Annotated in this window: 20 protein-coding genes; 3 read left to right on the plus strand and 17 right to left on the minus strand. The window is 43.9% G+C overall.

From position 1 onward, the window contains the following. The first annotated feature begins 234 nt into the window (after nt 1–234). Nucleotides 235–1,221: a M23 family metallopeptidase gene (locus J9317_RS16830; protein ID WP_211560614.1), complete on the plus strand. Its 987-nt coding sequence runs from the start codon at nt 235–237 to the stop codon at nt 1,219–1,221. Nucleotides 1,222–1,320: 99 nt separating this feature from the next. Here J9317_RS16830 and yunB read toward each other — a convergent pair whose 3' ends face one another. The 5 genes from yunB to J9317_RS16855 form a co-directional block, all read right to left on the minus strand. Continuing rightward, nucleotides 1,321–2,046, minus strand: a complete 726-nt coding sequence (gene yunB, locus J9317_RS16835) for a sporulation protein YunB (protein WP_211560635.1) — start codon at nt 2,044–2,046, stop codon at nt 1,321–1,323. 183 nt (nt 2,047–2,229) lie between these two features. Beyond that, the gene (locus J9317_RS16840; protein WP_211560639.1) at nt 2,230–2,532 is read right to left on the minus strand and encodes a YunC family protein; all 303 of its coding nucleotides are present in this window, start codon (nt 2,530–2,532) and stop codon (nt 2,230–2,232) included. Nucleotides 2,533–2,610: 78 nt separating this feature from the next. Next, nucleotides 2,611–3,993 (minus strand): bifunctional metallophosphatase/5'-nucleotidase, encoded by a 1,383-nt coding sequence (locus J9317_RS16845; RefSeq protein WP_211560642.1) that lies wholly within the window; start codon nt 3,991–3,993, stop codon nt 2,611–2,613. 24 nt (nt 3,994–4,017) lie between these two features. Next, a complete protein-coding gene (locus J9317_RS16850) occupies nt 4,018–4,836 on the minus strand; it encodes a sulfite exporter TauE/SafE family protein (protein WP_211560645.1) in 819 nt (272 codons plus the stop codon). A gap of 41 nt (nt 4,837–4,877) precedes the next feature. Further along, nucleotides 4,878–5,714, minus strand: coding sequence for a DUF72 domain-containing protein (locus J9317_RS16855; RefSeq protein WP_211560647.1), 837 nt, complete (start codon nt 5,712–5,714; stop codon nt 4,878–4,880). 160 nt (nt 5,715–5,874) lie between these two features. Here J9317_RS16855 and J9317_RS16860 point away from each other — a divergent pair, with 160 nt between their 5' ends. Then, on the plus strand, nt 5,875–6,519 hold the full coding sequence (locus J9317_RS16860) for a VC0807 family protein (RefSeq protein ID WP_211560650.1): 645 nt from the start codon (nt 5,875–5,877) through the stop codon (nt 6,517–6,519). Between the two features lie 135 nt (nt 6,520–6,654). Here J9317_RS16860 and J9317_RS16865 read toward each other — a convergent pair whose 3' ends face one another. Next, complete coding sequence (locus J9317_RS16865) at nt 6,655–6,999, minus strand: winged helix-turn-helix transcriptional regulator (RefSeq protein WP_035410239.1); 345 nt, start codon at nt 6,997–6,999, stop codon at nt 6,655–6,657. A gap of 105 nt (nt 7,000–7,104) precedes the next feature. Here J9317_RS16865 and J9317_RS16870 point away from each other — a divergent pair, with 105 nt between their 5' ends. Continuing rightward, nucleotides 7,105–8,022, plus strand: a complete 918-nt coding sequence (locus tag J9317_RS16870) for an arginase family protein (protein ID WP_211560653.1) — start codon at nt 7,105–7,107, stop codon at nt 8,020–8,022. Nucleotides 8,023–8,087: 65 nt separating this feature from the next. Here the strand turns inward: J9317_RS16870 and J9317_RS16875 are convergent, their stop codons facing one another. From J9317_RS16875 to J9317_RS16925, 11 genes are all read right to left on the minus strand, one after another. Continuing rightward, nucleotides 8,088–8,999 carry a hypothetical protein gene (locus J9317_RS16875; RefSeq protein ID WP_211560657.1) on the minus strand — a complete coding sequence of 304 codons (912 nt, stop codon included), beginning with the start codon at nt 8,997–8,999 and terminating at the stop codon, nt 8,088–8,090. 200 nt (nt 9,000–9,199) lie between these two features. Then, the gene (locus J9317_RS16880; protein ID WP_211560659.1) at nt 9,200–9,691 is read right to left on the minus strand and encodes a DinB family protein; all 492 of its coding nucleotides are present in this window, start codon (nt 9,689–9,691) and stop codon (nt 9,200–9,202) included. A 284-nt stretch (nt 9,692–9,975) separates the two neighbouring features. Further along, complete coding sequence (locus J9317_RS16885) at nt 9,976–10,125, minus strand: hypothetical protein (RefSeq protein ID WP_211560670.1); 150 nt, start codon at nt 10,123–10,125, stop codon at nt 9,976–9,978. Nucleotides 10,126–10,658: 533 nt separating this feature from the next. Continuing rightward, on the minus strand, nt 10,659–12,056 hold the full coding sequence (gene sufB, locus J9317_RS16890; RefSeq protein WP_211560673.1) for a Fe-S cluster assembly protein SufB: 1,398 nt from the start codon (nt 12,054–12,056) through the stop codon (nt 10,659–10,661). Nucleotides 12,057–12,093: 37 nt separating this feature from the next. Continuing rightward, nucleotides 12,094–12,531: a Fe-S cluster assembly sulfur transfer protein SufU gene (gene sufU, locus J9317_RS16895; protein ID WP_035410259.1), complete on the minus strand. Its 438-nt coding sequence runs from the start codon at nt 12,529–12,531 to the stop codon at nt 12,094–12,096. After that, a complete protein-coding gene (locus J9317_RS16900) occupies nt 12,521–13,741 on the minus strand; it encodes a cysteine desulfurase (protein ID WP_211560676.1) in 1,221 nt (406 codons plus the stop codon). Before J9317_RS16900 ends, sufU begins: the two co-directional genes overlap by 11 nt. After that, nucleotides 13,741–15,039, minus strand: a complete 1,299-nt coding sequence (sufD, locus tag J9317_RS16905; protein ID WP_211560679.1) for a Fe-S cluster assembly protein SufD — start codon at nt 15,037–15,039, stop codon at nt 13,741–13,743. Before sufD ends, J9317_RS16900 begins: the two co-directional genes overlap by 1 nt. An 18-nt stretch (nt 15,040–15,057) precedes the next feature. Beyond that, nucleotides 15,058–15,843, minus strand: a complete 786-nt coding sequence (gene sufC / locus J9317_RS16910; protein WP_211560682.1) for a Fe-S cluster assembly ATPase SufC — start codon at nt 15,841–15,843, stop codon at nt 15,058–15,060. A 493-nt stretch (nt 15,844–16,336) separates the two neighbouring features. Then, nucleotides 16,337–16,489 (minus strand): YuzK family famiily protein, encoded by a 153-nt coding sequence (locus J9317_RS16915; RefSeq protein ID WP_211560694.1) that lies wholly within the window; start codon nt 16,487–16,489, stop codon nt 16,337–16,339. Between the two features lie 251 nt (nt 16,490–16,740). Next, nucleotides 16,741–17,109 (minus strand): carboxymuconolactone decarboxylase family protein, encoded by a 369-nt coding sequence (locus tag J9317_RS16920; protein ID WP_035413804.1) that lies wholly within the window; start codon nt 17,107–17,109, stop codon nt 16,741–16,743. A 64-nt stretch (nt 17,110–17,173) separates the two neighbouring features. Beyond that, nucleotides 17,174–18,433: a dicarboxylate/amino acid:cation symporter gene (locus tag J9317_RS16925; RefSeq protein WP_211560697.1), complete on the minus strand. Its 1,260-nt coding sequence runs from the start codon at nt 18,431–18,433 to the stop codon at nt 17,174–17,176. Nucleotides 18,434–18,520 lie beyond the last annotated feature (87 nt).

Here is an 18,520-nt window from a genome sequence, read left to right on the forward strand (position 1 = left end):
AATCATCTCCAGTATGTAGTCTCATGAGTGAAAAAAACAAATGAAAACGTCACCACAAAAAAACAGGTAATCACCCTGTAAACTTTTTTCTACACCCTTCACTTTAACATAGAGAAGGATTTAAGGACAAGGAAAACTCCCCCTTTCTGTTTTTCTAACATTTACTACTAATGAAATGCTCCATTGGCTCCAAACTAAACATATTGGAAAGAGCTTGAAAGGAGACTATTTACTATGCGGTATTTATTGATAGCCCTTATGCTTATCGTTTTCTGTTTTCCGCCTCATGCGGCCGGAGCAGAAATTGATGTTGAAAAAGCGGAAAATACAAAACGGATGATTCTGTTTAAAAAAACGGGAACACAAACTCATATTTCCTGGGAGCTGCTTGCGGCAGCTGATCAATTTGAGCGGAATGTCAGGCTTTCGAGAAGAGACCTGCCAAAACAAAAAGGATTGATTGGCATATACATTCAGCCTGACCGCTGGAGCGGTCCATTAAACCCTAATGCTTCTGACATAAATCCCGCACGCATTCATCTTTTTGGAGGGATCGGCAAAGACGGGAATGGGGACGGGAAGGCTGATCCGGCAAATGATGAGGATGTCCTTTTCTCCTATGCGTCCTTCCTTTCTCAATATGGAAGAGGACTCGAAAACATAAAAATCGGGTTATGGGACTACTACCAGAGAGACAAATCCGTTGGCCTTATTTTAGGCCATATGAAAATCATTGATAAAATGGAACATTTGGATTTAGGCGGCCGTTCTTTCCCAGTGCCGATTCGATATAATTACAGCTACCGGAGCACGTGGGGCGATGCCCGGGGATGGGGCGGAAGAAGAATTCATGAAGGAACGGATATATTTGCTGATTACGGTGTTCCTGTTTTAGCGACCTCTTACGGAATCATTGAGATGAAAGGCTGGAACCGATTTGGAGGATGGAGAGTCGGCATCCGCGACATTCGAAACACTTACCATTACTATGGACATTTAAACGGGTTCGCCAAGAACTTGCGGGAAGGAATGATTGTGAAACCCGGCCAGGTTATCGGCTCAGTAGGCAGCTCAGGCTATGGACCGCCCGGCACGGCAGGAAAATTCCCGCCTCATCTCCATTATGGGATGTACAAAGATAATGGTCGTACAGAATGGTCTTTTGATCCCTATCCTTATTTACGGATATGGGAACGGGGAGATAAAAAAAATAAAAAGTAAGAAAGGACGCCTTGATCGCGTTCTTTCTTATTTTTTTGGCTGGAGTATGACCGCATTTCTCACCGCTCAACCTTCAACTTTCACTGAAGGCTGGAGGTTTCATTTTAGCTCAATGGCTGGAGCCTGCCCTCCGCCGTTGTTGTAATAGTCCGGCACGTCTCCAATAACGGTTTTGATATCTACGGGGATGCTTGTTGAAACGGTTGTACTCTTACTTGAAAATGGAATAATCACCCGAAGGTTAACCTTCACATCAATGTTGATTTTAATAAGCGCGTTGTTAATTCCATATGGTTCTGCCGTTGTCTTTGAATCGGTCAGAGCATGGCCGATCAGCTCAAACCGGACTGGGATCTTTGGCCCTATACTTCCGAGCAGAACGTTTCCTGTTGTTTGGCCAAGAGGAATCTGATAAATAAAATTTTCTTTCGATTCCTTAAGCTCCGGAATATCCAGCACAGCCAGATTTCCTTTCTCGGCTAACAGGAGATTTCTTTGTATATGATCTGTAAAGCCCGCAAGCATCTTTCGTACTCCGCCCGAATCCAAATCAATTAGCTTTCCTTCTTTATCCACATTGGCATTTACAAGTTTGCTCGTATCCCCCTCTTCCTCCAGCTGTTTTTTTAAGGCGTCATTTATAATCAGGGATGCAATCTTTTGTGTTTCAGCTTCGGCTATGCTCATCAGCACCGGCTGAATTTCTTTATTCACGATATACAATCCCGCTGCAGTAGAAAGAAGGAAAAAAATAAAAGAGAGCAGCAGCACATACCGGAAAGGCATCGGTCCTCTTTTTGGGAGACGTCTACGAAATTTGGCCAAAAAAACACCCCCTTCACATGCTATATGTATGCATGGAAAAGGGGATGTACGATAGTATTTTCATGATTTCGCCGCTTTAATGGGGTGTAAAAGGCAGGTGAGATGAACTGCCCATAAAAGCCCGATTGGTTCAACTAACCATGAGTGGGGATGAAAAGACTCCCCACTCATGGAAGTTTCACTCTATATCATTCGTAAAAGTGCGTCTCTTCCTGTCATACCAGCGTGAATTCCGAACCTTTGGGCTTCGAAGGTGATGGATTCAAGCGGAGCATGCAGGAGCTGGTCGATCGTCCTTACGCCGACCGCTCTGCCTGCAATAATCTCACGGTCCTTTAATTGATCATTTAATAATGCTACATCCAAGGCTCCGCATGCGATGTAGCCTTTCTCACTGGATATAGCCATAAAGTTAGTTTTCGGCAGCTTAACGGTCACGGCAGTAAACATATGGCCATCTATAACAATGGGTGAAATGGTCACCATTCTTCCACACCCCCTCCTCCTAACAGCATATGTGGAGAAAATGATGAAATGAATGGGATCAAGTATTTACTGCCATTTTTAATGGGTAAGAGTCCACTCCAGCAGGTCCCTTAGGAATTCAGGCATAAAATATTCTTTATTTGGCGAGTGGCCGATTATGGGATACAGCGGTCCAAGAGTAAACATATCCGCAGTAGAAATTTTGTATTTACGGTTCGGATCGAGGGGCTGTCCATTAATGGTAACAGAGGAAACGTGATTTTTTCCGTCTTTTAAAGTCTTATGCTTGACGTCAATGCCATCATAAATCATCTTTCCCATTACCGCACCGCGGAATCCAAGTCCCTTCATTTTCAGCTGTTCCATCTCTTCAGAGGATGCCTGGCGGATTACCTCAAGAAGCTGATCTCCCATCAGTACTACATTACAGGGATTAATAGGATGGGGACAGATTCTGTGAAGGTCTTTTTTTGTAACCGGACCTTTAGGCAATGAATCAAGCAGCATGCCTGCATTGATCATCGACGCTTCCCCTCCGCACCAGGACCGCAGACTTTTTGCAAGCAGCGCGGAGAAATCAGATTCCTCGAACCAGCGGACGTTCAGCTCCTTATCGAGCTCCGCAATAGGGTCCGATAACAGGGCAATGCTTTCTTCCAGATGATGATTCAGCTTCTTCTCATCCTCCAAGCTTACTTTTTCAGCTTCCATAGATTTGACGGAGGCTGTCTGTTTCAAAATTGACCTCGTCTTCTCATCGTATTCTATTTCAACATGACCTGTATGTGTTCCATATTTTCCTGCTCCGCACAGTAAGGTACCATTGATCCATTTTCCCTCTTCGAGAAGATGGTGGGTATGGGCGCCTAAAATCAGGTTCAATTGTGGAAACTCCTCAGCCAGTTTCTCATCATCATATAGACCGAGATGAGATAAAATCACAAGGTAGTCTGCCTGCTCAGCAACGCCGGGAAGCACCTCTTTCAGGCTTTCAAATGGATCCTGAATCACCCAGCCCAGTTTTTCATAGAAAGGCTTGTAGCTGACTGTCACACCAAGCAGACCGATCTTAAATCCGTCTGAGAGCGTCAGAATTTCATAAGGCTTCGCCCACCCCGGCCTCTGTCCATCGGGCTGAAATAAATTAGACAAAATGACCGGGAAGCCTGCGCTGCTGTATAGGGAATTTAACGATTCATAGGGAAGGGTAATGCCTTCGTTATTTCCGATGGTCGCCGCATCATAATGTAGCTCGTTCATCATTTCCACATTCTTTTGGCCAAAGGAGGCTTCGCTGATCGGATGAAACCGGTCTACGTGATCTCCGATATCAAATAAAAAACTCTCCTCGGAATCTTTCGAGTTCTGCTGCCTGCTGCTTTTTACATAATGGGCAATCTGAGGCCAATTTTCAAAATGGCTGTGGAGATCATTTGTATGGTAGATGTGCAGCTTCTTCATTGTTTTCTCTCTCCTTCAACTACCTTAACTGATGCCTTGGTATATTAGACGGACTCCTACTAAAACAAGGACAATCCTGAGCAAAATAAGAATGGTTTTGCTCTCAAGTTTATTATTTATAAAAGCTCCAAGTTTTCCGCCCGCATATGCGCCGGGAATCAGCGCCAGCGCATAGAGCCAGTTTACGTTTCCCATGTACGCGTGAATGCCTGAGCTTGCTATGGATGAAAGGAAAATAATAAACATGGATGTTCCCACAGCAACATGGGGCGGGAACAGGAACAGCATGACCATAACCGGCACCATGAGCGATCCGCCGCCAATACCAAATAGCCCGCCTAAAAATCCAACAGCAAAGGCAACGGCAATTCCGGTAAGAGGCTGGTAGGAATAGTGAATTTCCTTTCCATCCTTGTCTATGTATACTCTTTCGATTCCTTTTTTCCCTCTGCGGCCTTCAAGCGGGACAGCCCGCTCCTTAAGCATGAGAACAACGGCCATAGCAATCATGAACAGCCCGAACCAAACGGAAAAAGAATCATCAGTAAAAGCCCGGTTTACCCATGCTCCCAAAAGGCTTCCCGGCCCGCTTCCAATAAATAAGATCCAGCCGCTTTTATAATCCACTCTCTTATATTTCATATAAGCAAGGGTGGAAGATAATCCTGTAAAAATCAGAACAAACAGGGAGGTTCCCACTGCTTGCTGCGGTGTAATATCAGCCGCGAGGAAGCCTGACAGAAAGAGGAGGGCCGGAACGATAATAATTCCTCCTCCAAGCCCGACTAAGCTTCCGAGCGTACCAGCTGTGAGACCCAGCAAAATTAAAACAACCCATTCCATAACGATTCCTTCTCTCTCATTCTAATCAAAATCAAGTAAGCTTAACTGCCGGGGGAGAGGTTCTCATACGTAATACCGAGCAGATCAATCAGCTCCAATGCATTTTTCGCCGCATCTCCGCCTGAATTATTGTTAAACAGGACAAAGAGTTCTTCTGTCCTTCCGCTGAGGTCTTTAAGTAGTTCAGCCCATTCTTCAAGCTCTTTTGTACTGTATTTATACAAATAACGGACCTCACGCCATTCCTGATCATTCCCTGTTTTATTCCAGCCGTGGACGTTTCTGCCGTGAAACCGGACCAGAGTTTTTTCGGGATTTGCAATCTCCAGAATCGTTGGGACAGACCCCTTCCCAGCTTGAGGCTCGTCACAGATACTATGAATCCAATTCTCTTCTTTCATAAATGAAAGAGTCCGGTCTTTTACATCAGGCTGAAACCAGGATTGATTTCTAAATTCCAATGCACAAGGAAGATCGGCCATTTGCTGCCTGCACCACCTCAGATAATCAACATTCTCCTTCTTGCAATCAAACCACGGCGGAAACTGAAACAGCACCATCGCCATCTTGCCTGCCTCTATTAAAGGCTTTAAGGAAAGCTTAAAAGCCTCAAACATCTCTGTCTTCGTTTCAAATGGAATTTCCCCTCGTTCATGCCCGGTCATTCCCTGATAAGCTTTTACAATGAATTGAAATGCTGAAGGGGTTTCTTCCGCCCATTTCCTCATGTTCCGTTCAGGCTGAACCGCATAAAAGCTCGCGTCGATCTCCACGGCCGGAAAATGAGCACTGTATTCTTTTAATTTGTCAGAGGGCCGGATGAAATCCGGATAAATGGAATCATGATCTCCCCATCCTGTCACTCCAATATGAATCAATACACTCTCCCCTTCCTGCAGCGGCCGCTTTATCCAGCCATTGGTGAAAAACCAGCGATATTGGCTGTTTTCCTTTATTATATCAAAGTATTCCTTCTTCAAAAAATAGGAGATTTCAATTGAAAAGAACATGTTATACTAAGGAAATAGGAGGATGAAAATGAAAAAACACCTGATCATATCAGATATTCTCTTTTATTTAGTATTGCCATATGTCATCTGGGAATATGGAAAAGCTCCGCTTGGTGATTACTGGGCGATGCTGCTCTCCACAGTCCCCGGAATTATTTATACCGTCTATCGTTTTTTTGCTGAAAAACAATTCAACGTGACCGGCCTTTTTATCATGGCTTCACTAAGCATCAATACGATAATCGACCTGCTCTCCCAAAACGCAGAGCGAATGCAGCAAAATAACGTGTGGGTTTCGGTCGGCTTCGGGCTCTTCTGGATTGCCACCATCCTTATTAAAAAGCCATTTGGCCTCTATTTAATGGTCGATATCGCCTATTTGCAGGGCCATAAACGGGAAGACAGCCTAAAGCTGTACAAGCAGCCAAAGCTGCTGCCCCTCTTTTATCTGGTCAGCTTCGTATTCGCCATGCAAAATCTGCTGAATGCTGCATTAAGAGCGTTTTTGCTGAACCAATACGGTATTGCCCAGTATGATAAGATTCTGTTCTATATGAAAATTTACGGCTGGGTCTTTACGGTCATTCTCATGATCACCTTTGTATTTGTAGGGATGAGGATCAACGATGCTTCTCCGGATGATTCGGATGACAGGAATCAGTCGATTGTATAAGCTAAACTGGCGCTTTTACGGAACGCATCAGGATGCCTGATGGCGAACGGACTGCTCCAGCTCATAACAAATGAAAAAAGCACCCCGGGACACTGAATGAGTGTTCCCGGGGTGCTTTTTTGTTCTCAGGTAAATTTAGAGTCCGGGTCTGTTTTTTACTCCCCACTCACACAGTTCTTCTAATACAGGCAGCAGCGTTTCCGCTTTTTTGGAAAGACTGTATTCTACTTTTGGAGGGATTTGAGGATATTCTTTGCGGTGGATGAGACCATCTGCCTCCAGCTCCTTAAGATGTGAGCTTAACGTTTTGTATGTAATCGTCCCGATTTGATTCTTTAAATCATTAAACCGAACGACCCGGTTTTCAGCAAGGAGATAAAGGATAACCATCTTCCACTTTCCGCCGATCACAGATATCGTATAGCCAAAAGGCGTATCCTGAATATGCTTTATTTTTCCCTTATACTCAGTCATCCCCATACTAATCACTATCCTTTCTGATAGTATCTATCCAATAAGTGCGTACTTTTATTTATTTTCGTACAGTGTAATCTAGACTTAACCGAAAGTAAAGGAGAGAGGAAAATGGACAAAAAAACAATCCGGCTTCTTATGCCGCAGTGGCAGGGCGGGAACAATCCTAATTATTCTTTTGGAGCAGAGCTACTGGCATGGCTTGCCCCTGAAAATGGTCAGCCCCTTATAGAGGTACCGGTTCAAGCTTATGCCGGCACCCCCCTGGAAAATGAGAACGGTGTCTACGGGAGAACTCAGTTACTGGAACAATTAAAGGCTGCCCGCGATCTTATCAGTGCCCATCAGCCGGACCGCATTGTCATGTTTGGAGGAGATTGTTTAGTGGAGCAAGCTCCGTTTGCCTACCTGAATGAACGATACAGCGGAGAGCTCGGATTGCTATGGATTGACGCCCACTCTGACTTGATGAGAATTCCCGGATATGATTACGGTCATACTCTTCCCCTCGGAAATCTTCTTGGGGAAGGTGAGAAGGAGTTTGCAAGCTTTGTAGCCACTCCATTCAAAACTGATAACGTTTTTATTGCAGGTCTGGCCAAACCTGCGATGCAAGAAGCGGAAATAATCTCCAAGACGCTTCAGGAAAAAGGAATTGCCATACCGGATGATACAGAACTATTAAAAAGACTGGGTATTCGAACCGCGGGAGCTGAAGAACTTGCGGAAACCTTGGATTCGGTAAAATCATGGATAAAAGAGAGCGGCATTAAGTACCTGGCAATCCATCTTGACCTGGATGTGCTTGATCCGGCTGCTTTCCGTTCATTATTATTTGCCAATCCGGAATCGCCCTATCTTTATTCTCCTAAGGGAACGATGCAGGTCCCCCGTTTGCTTGAGATCATGCACCTGGCGTCCGAGGAAGCAGAGATTGTCGGATTAGGAATAACGGAACATATGCCTTGGGATGCCATTGCTTTGAAAAGCATGCTTAACTCGTTTCCATTATTAGCAAATCCGATCTGATCGTTTGGCACAGGTAAGTAAGAAGAGTCCGCTGCTGCGGACTCTTCACTTGTCATTGAAATGCCTTATCTGAATGGATTTACCACATACTTCTTACTAAAGCTTCCCAGGCCGTCAAAATAGGCATCAGTCAGAGCTGCAGGATCCTGCGCCATTGCTCCTCTGCTTTGGCTGTCATCCGAGTCATCCCATCCCCAAGGAGCATTGGCTGCATTGTCTTTCCCATTATCTCCTGCAAACGTTCCAAATGACGCGTACGTTTCACTGCTGCTTCGGCGTTCCCATAGTCCGCCCGGCTCTGTTACGGGAATCAGTTTATAGGAGGCATTTCGGTCATTTCCGCTGGAAGGTACGCTCCCTTCCGTTCCCGGCCTGTAAATTACTCCATCACCGCCAGGGAATTCTTTTCCGTTCCACGCTTTCAATCCATGGCCTTTCGATTCCTGGAACGTGGATGGTCTTCCATCTGTCATGAGGATAGAGCCGTCAATGTTCTCCTCCCCATTTGTAAGCGGACTTCCCGCCGGTACAAATGAGTAAAAATGATTGTGTGAAACGGTAACCATTCCTTCAAGAGTGCCGGAAGGACTGCCATTCTTTCTGACAATCATCATGGCTCCTTCCAAATCATTTTCATGCGTGTCCAGCCCGAAATCAGGATAGTCTGTCCAGTCTCTTGGATGATAAAAGCTGTAGATGATAAACCAGTGCGTTTCCGTCTCAGATACTGAATAGTAGGCACTTCCTTTTAGCCTGCCGGGATCCTGGGTTTGATTCTCCCAATTATTGCGCATGTTCCAGTCCCCGTCATAATTAGCGGAAGTCAGATAATCTGCATCATAATCGGTACTGTCTGTATCCTGGTAATGAACTGGTGCCCACTTGGATGCGAGGTCCAGTTCAGATGCGCTCGCATTTCCTCCTGCAGGAAACGCAGCAAAAAGCGAAATAATAATAGCTCCAGCTGTTTTCTTCACGGTTAATCTCCTCCTGATCTGATCTCCTTTTAACCATAGCAAGCATTTGTTAAGGTTGGATTACAGATTTTTGAAGGTTGGAAATTGAGCCAATAGACATGGGGAAGGGAAGTCAGCAATTATACAAACAATTCCGCCTTACACCCGCTCCGGTCTCCATTAAACTTAAGTCCTCTGGCTTTACCTGATAAATAATATGATTATCCTTCGACAGCATCCATTTCCCAGCTATTTTGCAGCTTACGAATAAAAATGATCTGTCCGATGTGATAAGCATTATGTGTTGCTGCATTTCCAAGGATCTCCCACCATTTCGCAGGGACCGGGAACCCATTTACTTCCGTCTCAACCTTCTCCTCCGATAATAGTTCTTGCCATTTCAACAGTACGTCCAAAAGACGTTCCTTTAAGTGCTTAAAGTTTTCATTTTCCGAAATGACAAAGCTTTTATTATTATCACCTATAGGGGGCACAGCATGAACATTTGATTTTTGGTATCTCGTTTGCCATGTTTCATTCCAGTACAGGAGATGGTGAACAATTTCAGCAATGCTATTACAATTTTCGTTTGGCTTCCAAAACGCATCTTTTTCTGATAGTTCTGCAACTGCATCGGAAAATGGAAGATACCAGCTCGGATCATTAGCATTAGCTAATAATTGATCGGATAATAAGGCTTTTGCATGGACCATGCTATACACACCCCTTATAAAGATTTTGAACCCAATAGTATTTATAAATCTAAAAATCATTTGATCTTTAGCTATGAAATGAAGGCATTAGCATCTGGTTTTTGAGGAAATATTCTTGGAGAAACGTAAGGACTTACTATTTTGAGGCTTTTTACATCACCACTTGAAATTAAAACTGTTTGAATGGTAATTACAGAAAGGCATCCGATTGCAGAAGTTATTGAAAAAAATTTCGAATAAGAAAAACATAGGGAGAATTGAATCTACCTATGTTGTCATTCGTATTATTTCTCTGTTTGTTTTTGCTTTTTTTTCAAATACTCCGCACGTATTTTTTCAAGTTGCTTCTTTTTATCAAATTTGGCAGGCGTGTGTTTTTCATGAAACTTTGTCACGGCTACCTGACCTTTGTGATCCAATTGATATTTCCCCACTTTGTTCACCTACTTTTCTTATCTTTAGGCTCTGTTAAAGCCTGATGTTGATTTTTGTCACCTGTTGATTGGAGTGGAAGGCGCGAGACTCCCTCGGGAGCAGCGGGACAGGTGAGACCCCGCAGGCGCAAAGCGGCGAGGAGGCTCCCCGCCCGCCCCGCTGGTCGCTGAGCGCCTGCTAACTGCAATCACAGCCAAGTTTAACAGTGCTTATCTTTAAAGAGAATCTATTCAACAAATATAATATACCTTATTTTACTGAAGTAAACCTTATTACTTTATTAGTGTCCTGCTAACTTTGCATATATCAGTAAAACGTTAGAAACTTAGTAAAAGTAATTAATCATTCTTTTTAGAAGAGAATATCTTAAATTTTTCCAAGGTGATTATTCCTCCTAATATAAGAGATCTAACATAGACTTTTATTTAAAAAAGCAAAAAAAGTTTCGAGTTGGCGCAAAGTTGGCACTCCACTTACTAATTTACACATAAAAAAGCCTTGGTATAATCCCTATACCAAGGCTTTTTGTAATTTATCCGATTGAACCTTCCATCTCAAACTTGATCAGGCGGTTCATTTCAACGGCATATTCCATTGGAAGTTCTTTTGTAAATGGCTCGATGAAGCCCATAACGATCATTTCTGTTGCTTCTTCTTCAGAAATACCGCGGCTCATGAGATAGAACAATTGCTCTTCAGATACTTTTGAAACCTTCGCTTCATGCTCCAATGAGATGTTGTCGTTTAAGATCTCATTGTATGGAATCGTATCGGAAGTGGATTTGTTATCCATGATGAGTGTATCACACTCGATGTTGGAACGTGCGCCTTCAGCTTTACGGCCGAAGTGAACGATTCCGCGGTACGTTACTTTACCGCCTTGCTTGGAAATAGACTTCGACACGATTGTGGAAGACGTATTCGGTGCAAGGTGGATCATTTTCGCACCTGCATCCTGGTGCTGGCCTTTTCCTGCAAGTGCAATGGAAAGAGTCATTCCGCGAGCGCCTTCGCCTTTTAGAACAACTGCCGGGTATTTCATCGTCAGCTTGGAGCCGATATTCCCGTCAATCCACTCCATTGTAGCCTGTGCTTCACATACCGCACGCTTCGTTACAAGGTTGAATACGTTGTTCGCCCAGTTTTGAATCGTTGTATAACGGCAGTAGCCGCCTTTTTTAATGATGATTTCAACAACGGCACTGTGAAGAGAGTTCGTTGTATAAACCGGTGCTGTACATCCTTCTACGTAATGTACATGTGCGCCTTCATCCACGATAATCAATGTACGCTCGAATTGACCCATGTTTTCAGAGTTAATCCGGAAGTACGCTTGAAGCGGAGTATCCACTTTCACACCTTTTGGTACATAGATGAAGGATCCGCCGGACCAAACCGCAGAGTTCAGCGCTGCAAATTTGTTGTCCGTTGGAGGAATCACTTTACCCCAGTGCTCGCGGAAAATGTCTTCATTTTCGCGAAGTGCGCTGTCCGTGTCCTTAAACACGATTCCCATGTCTTCAAGGTCTTCCTTCATGTTGTGGTAAACCACTTCGGATTCGTATTGTGCAGAAACACCGGCAAGGTATTTTTGCTCCGCTTCCGGAATTCCAAGTTTGTCAAACGTGCGTTTGATTTCTTCAGGAACCTCATCCCATGAACGCTCGGATTTCTCAGATGGTTTTACGTAGTACGTAATTTCATCAAAGTTAAGAGCATTCAGATCTCCGCCCCATTGAGGCATTGGCATATTGTAAAAGTGCTCAAGTGATTTCAAACGGAAGTCGAGCATCCACTGAGGCTCATTTTTCATGCGCGAAATTTCTTCAACGATTTCTTTTGTTAATCCGCGCTTTGAACGGAATATGGAGACGTCTTTATCAGAAAAGCCATACTTGTAATCCCCAATATCAGGCATTTTTTTAGCCATCCGTCTTCACTCCTTCTTTCAGATTTTATATTGATTGTCACTGCCCTTGGCTGTGCACACCTTTTTCCATCGCTTTCCAGGATAACGTGGCACATTTAATCCGTGCCGGAAACTTTGATACTCCTTGAAGGGCTTCGATATCCCCTAAGTCTATCGTATCATCGTATTCTTTTCCTTGCATCATATCTGAAAAGATTTCTGATAATTTAAGGGCCGTTTCTACGTCGTGCCCTTTAATTGCCTGAGTCATCATAGAGGCGGACGCCATGGAAATGGAACATCCCTCTCCATCAAACTTGGCATCAGCTACTTTTCCGTCTTCGATCTTCAATGTCAGATGGATCCGGTCCCCGCAAGTAGGATTGTTCATATCAACCGTCAGGCTGTCTTCCAAAGACCCTTTATTGCGGGGATTTTTATAATGATCCATGATGACCTGCCGATAAAGTGTGTCAAGATTATTATTAAAAGACATTTGAGAAGTACTCCTTCGTTTTGACTAGCCCGGATACGAGCTGATCAATGTCTTCCTCAGTATTATAGAGATAGAAGCTCGCACGTGCTGTCGCTGATACATTCAGCCATTTCATTAAAGGCTGTGCACAGTGATGGCCTGCACGGACTGCAATTCCCTCTGCATCAAGAACGGTTGCTACATCATGAGGATGAACATCCTCAATATTAAAGGTAACTAGACCCGCTCTTTCTTTAGGCCCGTAAATGGTTAACCCATCAATTTCGGACATTTTATCCATCGCGTAAGCAGCAAGCTTATGCTCGTGCTCAAGGATGTTATCAAGCCCGACTTCCTCAAGAAAATCAATGGCCGCTCCAAGTCCGATGGCACCTGCAATGATTGGAGTGCCAGCTTCAAATTTCCACGGAAGCTCTTTCCATGTAGATTCGTATAAGCCGACAAAATCGATCATTTCGCCGCCGAACTCCGCAGGCTCCATGTTTTCCAGAAGAGCTTTCTTCCCATAAAGTACGCCCGTACCTGTAGGACCGCACATTTTATGGGCTGAAAAGGCAAAGAAATCACAGTCAAGATCCTGAACGTCTACTCTCATATGAGGAGTGCTTTGTGCACCATCCACGACCATAACCGCTCCATGTCTATGGGCAATTGAAGCAATTTCCTTAACAGGGTTTATCGTGCCAAGCACATTTGACACCTGCATAACCGCAACAATTTTAGTCTGGTCTGTAATGGTATCCTCTGCATCCTGCAGTGAAATCGTTCCATCCTCTTGAAGAGGAATGTATTTAAGCTGGGCTCCGGTGGCTTTAGCAGCCTGCTGCCATGGAATAATATTTGCATGATGCTCCATGTGAGTGATGACGATTTCATCACCCGGCTGAAGATTAGCCCGCGCATAGCTTAACGCTACCACATTCAAGGCGGTTGTAGCTCCTCTTGTAAAAATGACTTCTTCCGTTGAGGAAGCATTGATAAACCTGCGAACCTTCTCGCGCGCTCCTTCATAACCGTCTGTTGCCATCGTTCCAAGAGTATGAACACCGCGGTGAACATTGGAATTGTATTCGCGGTAGTATTTAGACAATGCTTCAATCACAGCCAAAGGCTTTTGAGAGGTTGCAGCGCTGTCCAGATAAACAAGATCCTTTCCGTTGACTTTCTGGTCAAGAATCGGAAACTGCTTTTGGATATATTTCATATCCATTATCTAACTTTCCTCTCGATAACTTCCACAAGCTGTTTCTTAACGCCTTCTATTGGCATTTTCTTTACCACCGGGTTAAGGAAGCCGTAAATAACAAGTCTTTCAGCCTCAGCCTGTGAAATCCCTCTGCTCATAAGATAAAACAGCTGAAGCGGATCTACACGTCCAACTGATGCAGCATGGCCTGCTGTTACATCATCTTCGTCAATCAGGAGAATCGGATTTGCATCTCCGCGTGCTTTTTCGCTCAGCATGAGCACTCTGGATTCCTGCTCAGCGTTGGATTTTGAAGCACCCAGCTCAATTTTTCCGATTCCGTTGAAGATGGAAGTAGCGCTGTCCTTCATTACACCATGCTTCAGGATGTATCCTTCAGAGTGTTTACCAAAATGAACAACTTTCGTCGTAAAGTTCTGGGTTTGCTCTCCGCGTCCTACAACCACTGTTTTGGTGTCTCCATAAGACCCGTCGCCGACAAGGTTCGTTACATTTTCAGAAACCGTATTTCCGTCATTCATCATTCCAAGCGCCCACTCAATGCGCGCATCACGCCCTGCAACACCGCGGCGGTTCACGTATGAAGTCACTTCTTTAGAAAGAGTGTCTACCGCTCCGTAGGTTACTCGTGCGTTCGTGTTCGCAAACACTTCTGTCACGATGTTGAAGATTGCTTCTTCGCTGTTAACAGAAATATAGTTCTCTACATAAGTAACGGAACTATTGTCTTCTGCAACAACCAATACGTGATTAAAGACCGCTTTTGCTTTTTCATGAACGAAAACAGCTTGAAGCGGTGCTTCCAATTCAACATTCTTCGGAACATAAACAAATGTTCCTCCGTTCATAAGCGCTGCGTGAAGAGCTGTAAGCTTATGTTCATCTGTTTTAACGCCATCCTGCATGAAGTACTTTTGAACAAGATCTCCGTGCTCTTTAACAGCAGTGAAAATATCTGTCATAATCACACCTTTAGACTTCGCCTCTTCTGATAAAGAAACGTATGCCGGTGTATGATCACGCTGAATGTATAGGGTCTGATCTTGATTTTCAGCATCCACTAAAATCTTAACGGAATCATCAAGGTCATGAAGAGATGTATATCCTTGGCTCTCAACGGTATGCTGGTCAAAATCCGTTAAGTTCCAATTCTTTATGTTTGTTTTATCCGGTCTTGGCATAGGAAGCTCTTCGGATTTCTCCAACGCCTGCAAGCGAAGGTCCTTTAGCCAATCCGGTTCGCCGTGCTTACTAGAGAAGCCGGCTACATAATCTTTATCAAATTTGATTTGCGTTTCCAAATTGAGCCCTCCTAACGCTTACGCTTCTTGTCCGACAGTTTCGTCTTCAATCCCTAGCTCTTGCTTAATCCAATCATAGCCTTCAGCTTCAAGACGCTGAGCAAGCTCAGGTCCGCCGGATTTTACAATACGTCCCTGCATCATGACATGAATGTGATCAGGTGTGATGTAGTTAAGAAGACGCTGATAGTGAGTGATGATCAGGCAGCCGAAATCGTCGCTGCGCATTTGATTGATTCCTTTAGAAACGACTTTAAGTGCATCAATATCAAGACCGGAGTCAATCTCATCAAGAATCGCAATCTTCGGCTTAATCATCATAAGCTGAAGAATTTCATTGCGTTTTTTCTCCCCGCCTGAGAAACCTTCGTTTAGATAGCGCTGTGCCATATCAGGATCCATTTCAAGGAACTCCATGTTTTCATCCATTTGGCGGATGAATTTCATCAGCGAGATTTCTTGTCCTTCTTCACGGCGTGCATTGATAGAAGAGCGAAGGAAGTCTGCGTTTGTTACCCCGCTGATTTCACTCGGATACTGCATAGCAAGGAAAAGCCCTGCACGACCGCGCTCATCTACTTCCATTTCCAGAACATCTTCACCGTCGAATGTGATGCTGCCCTTTGTTACTTCATATTTAGGATGCCCCATAATTGCTGAAGAAAGAGTAGATTTACCCGTTCCGTTCGGTCCCATAATCGCATGGAACTCACCGCTTTTTATTTCAAGGTTAACACCTTTTAAAATCTCTTTCCCGTCGATCTCAACGTGTAAATCCTTAATAGTTAAAGTTGAACCTGACATGTTACTACCTCCATCAATAACGGATTTTATGCGTAAAGAATAGCTTGAAGCCTCATATTGTGCCTGTTCTGCAAAAAAACAAAAAGACAGAGCCGGCTATGGCAGCACAAGAGGTCTTAGCTCTTCTTTCCTGCGATTTAAAAACAAATGATTCTCATTTTATTCTCATTCTAATCTTATAACAAATGAAATCTGAATACAACCGTTACACAGCTTCATCGTTCTGCATGGTATTTAAATTGCCTGAACCCTTATAATACCACTAATTTCTCTATCCTTAAAATACGCATTCTTTCTTAATTTAATAGCTCTGTTACATTCAGCTGCAGCTGATCCTTGTGTTTCCTCCTGGCATAGCCGCTGCGGGGCCCCACCTGCCACGCTAAGTCTCCTATCCACCGGTACTAAAAATCAGTACCACGCTTTAACAAAGACAATTAAATAGGAAGACAAAAAAAAAGACCGCGTTACACGGCCCTTTTTCACGTACTATTTACTGATGTGCTTTTCGCTGGTGAGCAGCTGCCATTCTCATGCTCTCACGATAGCTTTTTTCACGTTTTTCTTCTACTTCAAGACGATTATCAAGTTTACGGCCATACTCTGCATAGCTCATTCCATGAGATTTCTGCATGGCTTTTTCCATTTCTGCCGTATGCTCCAGTACCAGCTTTTGCTGCGTAAGAATAATGAATCATCCTTTCAGTTTTTTCAACAGCTTAATCGTATCAAACTGTTGACTTTTTTTAAAACAGGCTAAGGGACGGTAATTTCTCTTCAGTTATGAGTTAGCCTGATTTCGCTAATCGTAAACCTTCATTGGCAGTTTTACTCCAAAAAGCTTGTGTTTCTTTCCATATTGAAAAGAGAACCTGGGAAAACAGGCTCTCTTTCCTATTATTGCTTAAGCTGATTTAATTCAGTCATGCATTCCTGGACAAGGGTAACGGCCTGGCTCATGGCTGCTCCGCCTCCAAAGGCTGCGGTCACACCAACAGCTTCTAAAATTTCCTGTTCTGTCGCCCCTTGGTCAAGGCACCCTTTTGTATGGTAGATAATGCAATACTCATCCTGTGAATAAAGACTAATTCCGAGGGCGATCAGCTGTTTGTCTTTTTGAGACAGCTCGCCTGCCTGAAAACATGCTTCCGTAAACGCATTGAACTGATGAGCGAATTCCGGCATTTTTTGAGTAAAGGCTCCAAGACCCATCTTATACTGATGCAAGGCAGCTTCTGTTGAATTACGAGGCTCCATATGATCCATTATTCCCACTCCCATTTGTAAAAGTCGGAATTAGTATGCCACCATAAAAACCCAGTCATGCACTTTAAGCATCGAAATTAGCCTTTCTGTCTGATGAAACAGATGGAGGATGAAACTCATTTTCATTTTTGGAAATAACAACGGTTGCTACTCCATTTCCGATCAGGTTGGTAATCGCCCTCGCTTCCGACATAAAACGGTCTACCCCGATCAAAAGAGCGATCCCTTCAACGGGAATAATAGGAAAAGCAGCAACAGTTGCAGCCAGTGTTATAAATCCTGACCCCGTGACTCCTGCAGCTCCTTTAGAGGTCAGCATCAAAATCCCCAATAGCGTAAGCTCCTGCCATATCGTCAGATCGATTCCATATGCCTGGGCAATAAAGATGGCTGCCATCGATAAATAGATCGATGTGCCATCAAGGTTGAAGGAATATCCGGTTGGGATTACCAAGCCGACTACAGATTTAGAACAGCCATACCTCTCCAGTTTCTCCATCATTTTAGGCAGAGCTGATTCTGAGGATGAAGTTCCAAGAACGAGCAGGATTTCCTCTTTAATATAGGCAATGAATTTGAAGATGCTGAATCCAAAGTATTTGGCTATGCTCCCCAGAACTAAAATAATAAATAAGAACATCGTCAGATAGACAGAAGCCATCAGCTTGCCAAGGTTCGCAAGCGATTCAACCCCGAATTCACCAATCGTAAAAGCCATTGCACCAAAGGCGGCGATTGGCGAGACCTTCATGATCATGTTAACAATCCCGAAGAAAATATCAGTAAACCGTTCAAAAAGCTGGATTACTGGCTTGGACTTTTCCCCAAGACTAGCAGCGGCCACGCCGAATAGAACAGCAAAAAACAGAATAGGAAGCAATTCGCCTTCCGCCATGGCCCCGATCGCATTTTCAGGGACAATATCTGTTATGAACCCAACTATTCCGTGATCTGTATCTTTCGCCTGTTCTTCGTATGTACTTACTGCATCACTGCTTGCTCCTTCTTTGTTTACGCCGGCACCAGGCTGAACAAGATTCACAACAAGAATCCCTATAGCAAGCGCAAAGGTTGTCACAATTTCAAAATAAATTAATGCTTTGCCCCCGATCCGTCCTACCTTCTTAAGGTCTCCCATTCCGCCAATTCCAATGACGATAGTCAAGAAAATAATCGGTGCAATCACCATCTTAATCATCTTTATAAAGATGTCAGCGAGTATTTTTAATTTTACGGCGAACTCTGGGAAAAGAGACCCTACAATGATCCCAAGGATAATCCCTATCACCACTTGTACTGTTAAATTGCGAAAATTAATTCTCATCCAATTCACCCCAGCCCCTCTGTTTGTGATCGCTTACAATACAATTGTAACGAAATATTCTGATAAAATTAATCCGTTATTTGACAC

This window comes from Metabacillus flavus, from assembly GCF_018283675.1.
Classification (GTDB): domain Bacteria; phylum Bacillota; class Bacilli; order Bacillales; family Bacillaceae; genus Metabacillus_B; species Metabacillus_B flavus.

Bases quoted from the DNA above. Each gene is read 5' to 3' on its own strand.
- J9317_RS16830 (WP_211560614.1), top strand. From the start codon at position 235: ATGCGGTATTTATTGATAGCCCTTATGCTTATCGTTTTCTGTTTTCCG.
- J9317_RS16840 (WP_211560639.1), bottom strand. From the start codon at position 2,532: ATGGTGACCATTTCACCCATTGTTATAGATGGCCATATGTTTACTGCC.
- J9317_RS16845 (WP_211560642.1), bottom strand. From the start codon at position 3,993: ATGAAGAAGCTGCACATCTACCATACAAATGATCTCCACAGCCATTTT.
- J9317_RS16850 (WP_211560645.1), bottom strand. From the start codon at position 4,836: ATGGAATGGGTTGTTTTAATTTTGCTGGGTCTCACAGCTGGTACGCTC.
- J9317_RS16860 (WP_211560650.1), top strand. From the start codon at position 5,875: ATGAAAAAACACCTGATCATATCAGATATTCTCTTTTATTTAGTATTG.
- J9317_RS16865 (WP_035410239.1), bottom strand. From the start codon at position 6,999: ATGGGGATGACTGAGTATAAGGGAAAAATAAAGCATATTCAGGATACG.
- J9317_RS16870 (WP_211560653.1), top strand. From the start codon at position 7,105: ATGGACAAAAAAACAATCCGGCTTCTTATGCCGCAGTGGCAGGGCGGG.
- J9317_RS16880 (WP_211560659.1), bottom strand. From the start codon at position 9,691: ATGGTCCATGCAAAAGCCTTATTATCCGATCAATTATTAGCTAATGCT.
- sufB (WP_211560673.1), bottom strand. From the start codon at position 12,056: ATGGCTAAAAAAATGCCTGATATTGGGGATTACAAGTATGGCTTTTCT.
- sufU (WP_035410259.1), bottom strand. From the start codon at position 12,531: ATGTCTTTTAATAATAATCTTGACACACTTTATCGGCAGGTCATCATG.
- J9317_RS16900 (WP_211560676.1), bottom strand. From the start codon at position 13,741: ATGGATATGAAATATATCCAAAAGCAGTTTCCGATTCTTGACCAGAAA.
- sufC (WP_211560682.1), bottom strand. From the start codon at position 15,843: ATGTCAGGTTCAACTTTAACTATTAAGGATTTACACGTTGAGATCGAC.
- J9317_RS16915 (WP_211560694.1), bottom strand. From the start codon at position 16,489: ATGGAAAAAGCCATGCAGAAATCTCATGGAATGAGCTATGCAGAGTAT.
- J9317_RS16920 (WP_035413804.1), bottom strand. From the start codon at position 17,109: ATGGATCATATGGAGCCTCGTAATTCAACAGAAGCTGCCTTGCATCAG.
- J9317_RS16925 (WP_211560697.1), bottom strand. From the start codon at position 18,433: ATGAGAATTAATTTTCGCAATTTAACAGTACAAGTGGTGATAGGGATT.